We start from the raw sequence: 11063 nt of genomic DNA, 5'->3' as shown, positions 1-11063 counted from the left end.
TGACCAAGAAGACGTATCGTTTCACAAGGATCAAAATGACATTGCCCAATCCATTACTCGCTTTGAACAGTACGTCTTACAACATCCAGATGAGGTGTTACGCTGCATGGGGTGTGCTGTGTGAATCAGAGGTTAAAATGCCAATTTGGATGTATATAAGTTGTCCATTTTTTATCAATTCTCGAAATTGTTGAAATAAAGGAAGTTTTTGGGTTATTCGTCGAAACTCATGAATGCACCGAGGCGATTTTTCGAATGGGGAAAACGTGATAAGATGAAAAACAGAGGCGGGTGAAAGGGATTGTGGCAACTATTTTTATCGATGTTTGAACGGCTGAGCATGATTGTGATGATGGCTTTTTTATTGACGAGATTATCATACTTTCGTAAATTAATTGAGCATCAGGAAATCGGACGAACGCAACGATGGACGATTATGCTTATTTTTGGCATGTTTGGGATTATCGGTACATATACCGGCTTAACCGTTCACGTAGAGACAACGGAAATCTCAAAGTGGGCGTTCTCTTTAAAGGAAGAAGAAGCGATTGCGAACTCTCGCGTCATCGGTGTGGTGATCGCGGGTTTGCTTGGAGGATGGAGAGTTGGATTAGGCGCAGGGTTGATTGCGGGCGGTCATCGCTTATTGCTTGGCGGGTTCACCGCTGCAGCTTGCGGAATTTCGACGATGGTGGCCGGATTAATCGCGGGACTTGTATATCGTGCCAGAAACAGAGCGGCATTGTCTCCATTTGTCGCCCTTTTGGTCGGAATGGGAGCGGAAGCGCTTCAAATGTTGGTCATTTTATTAACAGCCAAGCCATTTGAACGAGCGGAAGCGCTTGTTGAAGCGATCGGCGTTCCAATGATTGTCGCCAACGGGATTGGAAGTGCGATTTTTGTGCTCGTCATTCGTCATTTGTTTCAAGAAGAAGAAAAAGCAGGCGCCTTACAAGCTGAGAAAGCGATGCGGCTAGCTGAGGCTACCGTTCAACATTTGCGCAACGGCCTCACAGCCCATTCAGCACAAGCCATTTGTGAACTTTTTATTCGTGAAGTGCCATCGATTGCGGTGGCGGTAACGAATCGCAGTCATATCCTTGCTCATGTTGGGATAGGGGCGGATCATCATTTTGTCGGTGAACCGATTCAAACAGAAACGACGCGAAAAGTCATTGAAACAGGGGAAATGATGGTGGTTTATGATCGGGTGATTTGCCATCATGAACAATGTCCATTACAAAAAGCGATTATTGCTCCGCTCAAACGAAAAGATGAAACGATCGGAACATTGAAATTTTACTTTCGATCCGAGGCCGATTTATCATCGATTACATTTGAATTTGTAAAAGGGCTGTCTTCCCTTTTAAGTTTACAGCTTGAAATCGCCGAAGCGGAAAAATACTATCAACTGATGAAAGAGGCAGAAATTAAGGCGCTTCATGCGCAAGTACATCCTCACTTTTTGTTCAATGCTTTAAATACGATCGTTTCGTACATTCGCATCAACCCGAATAAAGCGCGAGAACTTTTGTTGTCCCTTGCTCATTATTTACGGCGAAATTTAGCCAGCTCAACGCAAATGTTGTCCACATTAGAAGAGGAGCTAAAACATGTTCGAGCGTATTTAACGATTGAGGAAGCACGTTTTCAAGATAAATTGCGTGTCATTTATAACATCGAACATGGATTCGAACAGCTGATGCTGCCAACGATGACGCTCCAGCCGCTCGTTGAAAATGCGATCAAGCATGGGCTTCGCCACATGAAACAAGGAAGTGAAATCGTCATTTCGGTTCAATCAAGCGGCAATGAGGTGCACATTTCTGTGTCTGACAATGGAAAAGGAATCGAGCAAGCACGATTAGCGGAGTTATTGAAAAAGCCGGTTTCATCGCAGCGAGGAGCGGGAATTGGTTTATACAACGTGAACGAGCGTCTAAAATCGCTGTTAGGCGAGCATGTCCAACTTTCGATTCAATCAATGGAAGGAAAAGGGACAACCGTTCAAATCAAAATCCCATATTCAAAGCAAAAGAAGGAGGGAGGATTCCGTTGAGCATCCGTGTCATGATTGTCGATGATGAAATGTTAAGCCGCGAAGAATTGAAGCATTTGCTGAGTCAGTATCCCATGCTGGAAATCGTTGCAGAGGCTGATAGCGGTGAACGAGCGTTAGAAAAAATGATCGCCATTCAGCCAGACGTTGTTTTTTTGGATATTGAAATGGGGGAGCTGTCTGGATTGCAGCTAGCGAAAATACTGCAACAAATGAAAAAGCCGCCAAGCATTGTTTTTGCAACCGCGTATCCGAATTATGCGGCGGAAGCGTTTCGGTATGAGGCGGTGGACTACTTATTAAAACCGTTTGATGAACAGCAAGTAGGTGAAACGGTTGAACGGCTGATTCGAAAATTTGCAGAAAAAACAGAGGTGAAAACCGCAACGCGGAAGCTAGCCATTGAAGCCAATGATGGAATTGTGTATGTATCTCCAGCCGATATTTTGTTTTGTTTCCGCAAAGAACGGGACACGGCTATTGTGACAGCTGACAAAACGTATTACACAAAATTGACGTTAAAAGATTTGGAACAAAAACTAAAAGACGGTTTCTTTTTTCGAACGCATAAAAGTTATTTAGTTAATCTCGAAAAAGTGGAACAGCTCATTCCATGGTTCAATGGGGCGTACGAACTGACATTGTCGGGAAGCGATGAAAAAATTCCTGTGAGCCGCAACTACGTCAAAACGTTACGTCAGCATTTAGAATTGTGACAAATTTGTGACACGTCAATCAGAAAATCAAACATCTTACCTCTGCTTTTTTGCATGATAAACGAAAACCTCCCAAAATCAAGTTCCGATTTTATAAGATGTGAATGAAAACGCATACAAATAGGGGAGGTTCACATGATTACCTTTATTGCTTCGGTCTTATTATTAATTGTTGGATATTTTACGTATGGAAAGTTCGTTGAAAAAGTGTTTGGAATCAAAGAAAAGCGCCCAACGCCAGCTTATACACTTCAAGATGGTGTAGACTATGTTCCGATGGACACGAAACGAAATTCGCTTATTCAGTTATTGAACATCGCCGGGGTTGGTCCGATTTTTGGTCCGATTTTAGGGGCATTATACGGTCCAGTTGCTTTCCTTTGGATTGTTCTCGGTTCGATTTTCGCTGGGGCGGTGCATGACTATTTAACAGGGATGATTTCTCTGCGCAATCGCGGGGCTCACGTTCCTGAATTGGCAGGAAAATTTTTAGGAAAAAGCATGAAGCATGTTGTAAACGCTTTTACTGTTTTATTGCTGCTGCTTGTAGGAACCGTTTTCGTACAAGCACCAGCTGCACTTATTCATAACCTTATGGAACAAAAGGTAGCGTTATCTATTATCGTTGGTGCGATTTTTTTCTACTATATCATCGCGACACTTTTACCAATCGATAAAGTGATCGGTCGGATTTATCCGATTTTTGGCTTGTTGCTTTTAATCAGTGCAATCGGTGTTGGCGGAGGTCTTGTCATCCAAGGTGCGCCGATTCCAGAGCTGCAATTAACGAATATGCATCCAGATAACTTGCCGATTTTCCCGCTTTTATTTTTAACGATTTCTTGCGGGGCGTTATCAGGATTCCATGCGACACAATCGCCAATCATTTCGCGAACAACACAAAATGAAAAGCAAGGCCGCCTCATTTTCTACGGAATGATGATTGCAGAAGGAATTATTGCGATGATTTGGGCGGCTGCAGCGATGAGCTTATTTAGCGGAAACGAATTAAACGAAATCATTCAAACAGGAGGACCAGCTGCCGTTGTCAATGAAGTAGCGGTGCGCATGCTTGGAGCTATTGGCGGTACGCTTGCGGTTCTCGGTGTGATCATTTTGCCGATCACTTCAGGTGATACAGCTTTTCGCAGCTGCCGAATGATTATTGCCGATTACTTTAACGTGGCACAAAAGAAATTTCGAAATCGCTTATGGATTGCGATTCCTTTATTCGCTCTCTCTTATGCACTTACGAAAATGGACTTCAGCATCTTATGGCGCTATTTCTCTTGGGCAAACCAATCAACAGCAGCGATTGCCCTTTGGATCGGAGCGATGTATTTGATTTTATCAAAGAAAAATTATTGGATTGCGATGATTCCGGCGATCTTTATGACGACGGTAACATTGACGTATATTTTCAATGCGAAAATCGGATTTAATCTTCCAATGGGCATTTCTTATGTGATGGCAGTCATTGGCACTGTTGGCATCATTGCCGCTTTCTATGCAGCGGCTCGGAAAAAAGAAAAAGAGCTAACTTCGGTGGATGATGGATTAGATCAGGTGGCGTAGATGGGATGCTGCAATCATCGCTATCGCGAACATGTCGAAGCGGAGGAATGCCGAATCAACAAGAAAGGGAGCGAACGCCTTCCGCTTTCGCTAAAATTAATCATGATCATTATTTTACTTATTGCAATCGTGATCTCTCTTTTATAGAGAGATCTTTTTTTGTGCATGTTTCTTTCTCTTATGTGCGTTATTTGGTAAAATTACGATATCAAAAATCGGGAGGGATGCCAATGAAATGGACGGTACGAAAAAAATTATACGCCGGCTTCTCTACGTTTTTTATCATTTTAATCGCCATGATGGCCGTGAGCTCATATGAAATGAGGGCGATTGATCGAACATACAGCACGCTGCTCAATGAAGACGTTAAAAGGCTTGTCATGACGAAAGAATTATTCACAACGATCAAATCGGCTCAGGCAAGCCAGCGCGGTTATTTGTTGACCGGAGATGAAGAGTCGCTAAAAAACTTTGCAAACGCTCATGATACATATAAAGAGACCAGTAAACAATTAATGGAACAAATGGACGATCCAAAAGCGAAAGAGTTGCTTGAGCAATTAGATCAACTTGAGGAAGAATTTTACGACTTCAGCAATCGTTTATTTGCATCCAAAGCCCAAAATCAACAAACAGACTACTTGATGGCTCTTCAAACAGGGCGTCAAATCGTGAAAAACGTTGAAGAAAAAGTGGCGGAGCTTGTTACATACCAAGAACAGATGTTGCAAAAACAAGAACAACAAACATCTGCTCAAGCGGCGTCTGCTCAATCATTTGCTCTCACATTAGGAATCATTTCAATCATCGTTGGCGTAATTGTTGCGTTTTCGATTGGCCGTTCGGTTTCAAAGCCGGTCATCGCGATTGCAAATGTGGCGGAAAAAATGGCGACAGGCGATTTGACGAAAACGGACATCCATATCAAAAATAAAGACGAACTTGGCGATTTAGCCGCATCGTTTCAAAAAATGGCACAAACGTTGCGCGACCTTATTCAACAAATCGCTGAAAACGCCGATCACGTGGCGGCTGCTTCCGAACAGTTAACAGCGAGCGCTGAACAAACAAGCAAAGCGACCGAACAAATTACGGTGACGATGCAAGAGGTTTCTGCAGGTGTGGAAAAACAAGTACAGAAAATTGATGAGACATCCAAAACCATTCAAGACATGTCCGATGCTGTTCAGCAAATCGCGAACAACGCCCAACATGCCTCTACGTTGGCGAACGAAGCGGCAACGAAAGCGACAAACGGTGAACAAGCCGTACAAGTAGCCGTCGAGCAAATGAATTCGATCAACAACACCGTTCGCAACTCTGCCGAAGCCGTCAAGCAACTAGGCGTTCGTTCACAAGAAATCGGGCAAATTACAAGAGCTATTACGGAGATTGCTGAACAAACAAACCTTCTTGCTTTAAATGCAGCAATTGAAGCAGCCAGAGCGGGCGAACATGGCCGCGGCTTTGCAATCGTCGCGGATGAAGTGCGCAAGCTTGCCGAACAATCGGCCCAATCCGCTCAACAAATTGCTCAATTAATCACAGCGATTCAAGAAGAAACCGAAAAAGCGGTTCAATCGATGGAAGCAGCCACAAAAGAAGTAGCGGCTGGCATCGAAGTTGTGAACACCGCCGGCGACTCGTTTGCGCAAATTAAACAATCGGTGCGCGATGTGACCGATCACGTTCAAGACATCACCGCTTCCATCCAACAGATGGCGAATGGCGCCGAACAAGTCGTTCAATCGATGCAGCTAATCGCCAAAATCTCCGAAGAAGCGGCAGCCGGTACGCAAGAAGTGTCCGCCGCAACGGAGGAACAACTTGCGGCCATGGAAGAAATCTCTTCATCTGCTTCTTCGCTGTCCAATATGGCGGAACAACTGCAAACGCTTATTCAGAAATTTAAACTTCATTAAGGCGAAAAGAAGTTCTCTGCTGGCAAGAGGCGGAGAACTTCTTTTCATTTTTTAAGGAAAGATTTTAGACGATATCGATCGCATTGTCGGGATTTATTCATGCGATGTGCTGTTTGCCGATTCGTTGAATGAAGAAATCAAACAACAAATTTTGCGAGATGGAAAAGTGATTTATTCGATGCCTTCATGAAAGTTTCGAGGAGAGAAGTATAGAAAAAACAAGAAGCTAAAGTGAAAACCACACCTGTTGGAAGGGTGTGGTTTTTTTACTTTCTGCATTTTCAGAAATTTGATGGACGTTCCTATTCGTTTTCTATAAAATGTAAGATAAATCATGGCTAAAGGAGAATAAAGATGAAACGAGTCGATGTCGTCTATGTGCTTTTGTACGATGGAGATCAGCAGAGAGTGCTAATGGTGTTGAATAAGAGAGGAACGTGGTCGTTGCCTGGCGGCGGGGTCGAAGCAGGGGAGACGCTAGAGGAAGCAGCGATTCGAGAAGTGAAAGAAGAAACAGGGTATGACGTGGCCATCGGTGACATTGTTGCGCTCAACGAAGCGTTCATCGATGAAAACCATGTCTTTTTCATCACCTTTCGCGGAACGATCCTTTACGCGCCAGAAGTGATGCAGGGAGACGAAAATATCATCACGGTGGAATGGGTCGATGTTGACAAAGCAGAAGAGCTGATGCCTTATCGTCCAAACGGCATTCGCTCATTTTTGAAGAAAACATATGGTGCGCAATATGTAATGCAGGAATAAGCGGGGTCTGGGTGCCGTTGTGAGGAGCAACTAGCATACACAGGTTATTTTTATTGTACATCGGTCTAAATTTTGCACAAATCTCTTCACAATATTTAATCTTATCTTTTTTCGAAAATTCCATATAATAAAAAGTAAGAGGAGTCTAGATTCCATCTAATTAGTATGATTGTTTGCACAGTCGAAGTGAAGGAGCGCTCCACTCATGATACTTGATGCTCGTTGTGTTCGAATCTTTAATATGCTGCTTAGTTCTTCTACTCATGTAACGGCAGACAAGTTGGCTCAGTCCTTGCAAATCTCAAGGCGAACGGTCTATTACGATATTCAAAAAATAAACGACTGGTTGCAAAGCCAAGGTTTTTCGCAATTGAAAAATGTGCGCACAATGGGTTTTTATTTGGATGATCAAGTTAAAAAGCAAATTGCTAAAAAATTGCAAGCGTTACGACCGATTCGACATTACGAGTATTCTTCAGAAGAAAGAAAAGCTTGGATTGGATTATTGATTCTTATTCGTAATCGCTCGATCTTTTTGCGTGACTTATTAGAAAAGCTTCAAGTGAGCCGAAGTACTTTGTTGAATGATATTAAGGAACTCAAATCGGAATGGCAGTCGTTTCACTTACAATTACAATTCGATCGTAAACAAGGATATTTTATCAAAGGAGAAGAAATGCAAAAACGGAAGGCGATTGTACATCATGTAGCACAACTTTTGGATAGTGTTGGATATGAACAATTATGTTCTGAATTGTTTTGCGGACACACATTATCTATCAAAGACATGATTCGTCAGTCAGAAACATTTTCTGCCATTCGTTACACGGATGATGTTATTCAAACATTAGCCATTTATCTGTCTATTTTTATGAAACGATGGATTCGTGGTAAATACGTTCAAATGGATGATCAAGAAAAAGAAGTGCTGCAATCGACTAGGGAATATAAAGCGGCTTGTTATATCATCGAACAAATTGAAAACGTTTTCCAGATCAACGTTCCTAAAGATGAAATTTGTTATCTCACAACTTATCTTTTAGGTTCAAGAGTTACAGATTATAAGCAAATCGATCAAGGGAATGAAATCACTGCTTTAAAACAAATGATCAAAAACATGGTCGATGATTTTCAAGCATATGCTTGTGTACAGTTTAAACATCGTGAAGAGTTGGAAAAAAATTTATTGGTTCATATGAAACCGGCTTATTACCGATTAAAATATGGTCTTCATTTGCAAAATGAATTAACCCAATCTGTCAAAACAAATTATCACGATATCTTTACTTTAACGAAAAAAGTTGTTCATCATGTTGAGAACGTCGTAGGTCAATCTGTAAGCGATGATGAAATCGCTTATATCGCAATGCATTTCGGTGGATGGCTTGACAGAGAAGGAGTATCTGTTCCGGCTCGGAAAAAAGCGCTCATTGTGTGCGAAAGCGGCGTTGGTACATCGCGAATTTTACAAAAACAAATTGAAGAATTATTGCCAACAGTTGATGTTGTTGACATCATCTCGGTTAGAGAATATCGAGATTATTCTCTGAAACATATCGATTTTGTTGTTACAACGATTCCATTACAAACGCGAGATGTTCCAATTTATATGGTTCGTCCCATTTTAACGGCTGCGGATAAAATGCTGCTTTTAAGAGAAACAAACCAACTCTCTGAAACGAGAGCTTTATCAGTTGAAGCCTTATTAGAGATTGTTAAAAAGCATGCAACGATCATAAATGAAAAATCATTAATTCAAGAATTACATGAATATATTAGTCAAAGTAAAAGAAAGGGGATTTTAAGAAAACCAATGCTCAAAGATTTGCTTACAAAACAACACATTCAATTTGTTGAGGAGGTAGGTGATTGGAAGGAAGCGATTAAACTTGCTGCTAAACCATTATTGGATAACGGTTATATTACAAACGAATATATTCAAGCGATGATTGATAATGTGATGATCATGGGACCTTACATCGTGATTGCGCCAGGAATTGCTTTACCACATGCTCGGCCAGAACATGGGGTAAAGAAAATTGGTATGAGCTTTCTTAAAATTAAAAACGGTTGTCTATTCTCTGAAAAAGAAGAACACCGAGTATATGTTTTAATTGTTTTAGCTGCCATTGACAATGAAACACATTTAAAAGCGCTATCACAACTGACAAAATTGTTATCAGATAAAGAGAATATGAGTGTATTATTCTCAGCAAATTCGGCAGAAGAAGTGTTTACATTAATCGAGGCATATTCTCATTAAAACGAAGATATCAAAACAAGGAGGTACAAAAAATGAAAAAAATTCTTGTCGTCTGCGGAAATGGGCTTGGAAGTAGTTTTATTGTAGAGATGAATGTAAAAACGATTTTGAAGGAAATGGGGGTCGAGGCGGAGGTTTCTCATACAGATTTAGCGACAAGTAAGACAGAAAAAGCAGATCTATATTTGGGAGCAAAGGATTTAGTTGAAGCACTTGATGACGGTACACGAAATGTGGCAAAACTGACAAATATTCTCGATATGGACGAACTAAGATCTGTGTTAGAGAAACATTTGTGAATAAAAAAGAAAGCAGGCGATTGCCTGCACGAAAGAAAAAACTTGTCCCTTTAGAAGTATACGAAAGAATGAAAAAACAATAAAGAGATTTTTAGATAAAAAGAAAAGATTCTGAATGTGTCACTCCTAAAACTTATGATTAAGAGGAGGAGAATATGTGATGTTTGACTTCATTATGAAGGATATATTAGGCTCCCCGGCCATTTTAGTAGGTTTGTTTGCGTTTATTGGCTTATTACTTCAAAAGAAAAGTTTTCCTGATATCGTTTCAGGTACGCTAAAAACGATTATGGGATTTGTTATTCTTGGTGGCGGTGCAGGAATTTTAATAGGGTCGTTAGATGTGTTTGGCAAAATGTTTGAAAATGCGTTTCATATCCAAGGAGTCATTCCAAATAACGAAGCGATCGTCGCCATTGCTCAAAAAACGTTCGGAAAAGAAACAGCAATGATTATGTTATTTGGAATGGTTGTCAATATTCTTATCGCGCGATTTACTCGTTTTAAATATATTTTCTTAACCGGTCATCATACGTTATTCATGGCGTGCTTAATTTCCGCTGTATTTGCTACTGGCGGAGTAACCGGTATACCGCTTATCATCGTTGGTTCTCTCATTCTTGGAAGTTTAATGGTGTTTATGCCTGCGATTCTTCAGCCTTATATGCGAGAAGTAACGGGAACGGATCAAATTGCTTTGGGTCATTTTGGATCCATTGGTTATTTTACATCAGCATGGATCGGAAAGCGTTTTGGTAACAAAGCGCATTCCACCGAAGATATTAAAGTACCAAAATCATTAAGTTTCTTACGTGATACATCGGTAGCGATGTCACTAACGATGGTCTTATTGTTCTTCATTGTTGCTCCGTTTGCTGGAAAAGGATTTATTGAGAAAGAATTAAGCGGTGGCGTGAATTTCCTTGTCTTCTCTCTCATGCAAGGGATTACGTTCGCCGCAGGGGTATACGTCGTTTTAGCGGGAGTACGGATGCTCATTGCCGAAATTGTCCCAGCATTCAAGGGGATTGCTGATAAAGTGGTAAAAGATGCAAAACCGGCTCTTGACTGCCCAGCGGTTTTCCCATATGCGCCAAACGCTGTTATTGTCGGCTTTTTATCCAGCTTTGTCGCAGGAGTTATTTCGATGTTCATTCTTCCGCTTGTTGGTTTAAAGGTGATTGTTCCTGGGTTAATCCCACACTTTTTCACCGGGGCGGCAGCGGGAGTGTTTGGGAATGCAACGGGCGGTAGACGAGGTGCCATTCTTGGAGCATTCGCCAACGGAATTTTGATTTCTTTCTTACCAGCTCTCTTACTACCAGTACTCGGATCGCTCGGCTTTGAAGGCACAACGTTTGGAGATTCGGATTTTGGAGTTGTTGGAATTTTATTAGGGTATTTAATTAAGTTGTTTTCTTAATTAAAAAGGAATGCTCCCACTTCATTAAAAAGAGTGGGGGC

The 11063-nt window shown here is 41.4% G+C and carries 9 protein-coding genes and 1 pseudogene; all 10 read left to right on the top strand.

Features of this window, described 5'->3' with window-relative positions; translation table 11 throughout:
* The first annotated feature begins 301 nt into the window (after window positions 1–301).
* The 10 genes and pseudogenes from BO219_RS10190 to BO219_RS10155 all read left to right on the top strand — a co-directional run bounded on the left by BO219_RS10190 (window position 302) and on the right by BO219_RS10155 (window position 11022).
* Window positions 302–2059, top strand: a complete 1758-nt coding sequence (locus BO219_RS10190) for a LytS/YhcK type 5TM receptor domain-containing protein (protein ID WP_077429450.1) — start codon at window positions 302–304, stop codon at window positions 2057–2059.
* Complete coding sequence (locus BO219_RS10185) at window positions 2056–2775, top strand: LytR/AlgR family response regulator transcription factor (protein ID WP_338021177.1); 720 nt, start codon at window positions 2056–2058, stop codon at window positions 2773–2775. Before BO219_RS10190 ends, BO219_RS10185 begins: the two co-directional genes overlap by 4 nt.
* A gap of 135 nt (window positions 2776–2910) precedes the next feature.
* A complete protein-coding gene (locus BO219_RS10180; protein WP_077429449.1) occupies window positions 2911–4350 on the top strand; it encodes a carbon starvation CstA family protein in 1440 nt (479 codons plus the stop codon).
* Window positions 4351–4497, top strand: a complete 147-nt coding sequence (locus tag BO219_RS14565; RefSeq protein ID WP_158074594.1) for a hypothetical protein — start codon at window positions 4351–4353, stop codon at window positions 4495–4497.
* A gap of 83 nt (window positions 4498–4580) precedes the next feature.
* Window positions 4581–6272, top strand: a complete 1692-nt coding sequence (locus BO219_RS10175) for a methyl-accepting chemotaxis protein (protein WP_077429448.1) — start codon at window positions 4581–4583, stop codon at window positions 6270–6272.
* Between the two features lie 58 nt (window positions 6273–6330).
* Window positions 6331–6462, top strand: a pseudogene (locus tag BO219_RS14845) (nucleotidyltransferase domain-containing protein); the annotation flags it as partial.
* Window positions 6463–6626: 164 nt separating this feature from the next.
* Complete coding sequence (locus BO219_RS10170; protein ID WP_077429447.1) at window positions 6627–7037, top strand: NUDIX hydrolase; 411 nt, start codon at window positions 6627–6629, stop codon at window positions 7035–7037.
* Window positions 7038–7242: 205 nt separating this feature from the next.
* A complete protein-coding gene (locus BO219_RS10165) occupies window positions 7243–9300 on the top strand; it encodes a BglG family transcription antiterminator (RefSeq protein WP_077429446.1) in 2058 nt (685 codons plus the stop codon).
* 32 nt (window positions 9301–9332) lie between these two features.
* On the top strand, window positions 9333–9599 hold the full coding sequence (locus BO219_RS10160; RefSeq protein ID WP_077429445.1) for a PTS sugar transporter subunit IIB: 267 nt from the start codon (window positions 9333–9335) through the stop codon (window positions 9597–9599).
* 160 nt (window positions 9600–9759) lie between these two features.
* A complete protein-coding gene (locus tag BO219_RS10155; protein WP_077429444.1) occupies window positions 9760–11022 on the top strand; it encodes a PTS ascorbate transporter subunit IIC in 1263 nt (420 codons plus the stop codon).
* Window positions 11023–11063 lie beyond the last annotated feature (41 nt).

Source organism: Anoxybacillus kestanbolensis (assembly GCF_001996285.1).
Classification (GTDB): domain Bacteria; phylum Bacillota; class Bacilli; order Bacillales; family Anoxybacillaceae; genus Anoxybacillus; species Anoxybacillus kestanbolensis_A.
This window is presented reverse-complemented; position numbering and strand designations above follow the sequence as displayed.

Excerpts from the sequence above, each read along its gene's own strand:
- BO219_RS10160 (WP_077429445.1), top strand. The coding sequence starts at position 9,333 with ATGAAAAAAATTCTTGTCGTCTGCGGAAATGGGCTTGGAAGTAGTTTT.
- BO219_RS10175 (WP_077429448.1), top strand. The coding sequence starts at position 4,581 with ATGAAATGGACGGTACGAAAAAAATTATACGCCGGCTTCTCTACGTTT.
- BO219_RS10180 (WP_077429449.1), top strand. The coding sequence starts at position 2,911 with ATGATTACCTTTATTGCTTCGGTCTTATTATTAATTGTTGGATATTTT.
- BO219_RS10170 (WP_077429447.1), top strand. The coding sequence starts at position 6,627 with ATGAAACGAGTCGATGTCGTCTATGTGCTTTTGTACGATGGAGATCAG.
- BO219_RS10165 (WP_077429446.1), top strand. The coding sequence starts at position 7,243 with ATGATACTTGATGCTCGTTGTGTTCGAATCTTTAATATGCTGCTTAGT.
- BO219_RS10155 (WP_077429444.1), top strand. The coding sequence starts at position 9,760 with ATGTTTGACTTCATTATGAAGGATATATTAGGCTCCCCGGCCATTTTA.
- BO219_RS14565 (WP_158074594.1), top strand. The coding sequence starts at position 4,351 with ATGGGATGCTGCAATCATCGCTATCGCGAACATGTCGAAGCGGAGGAA.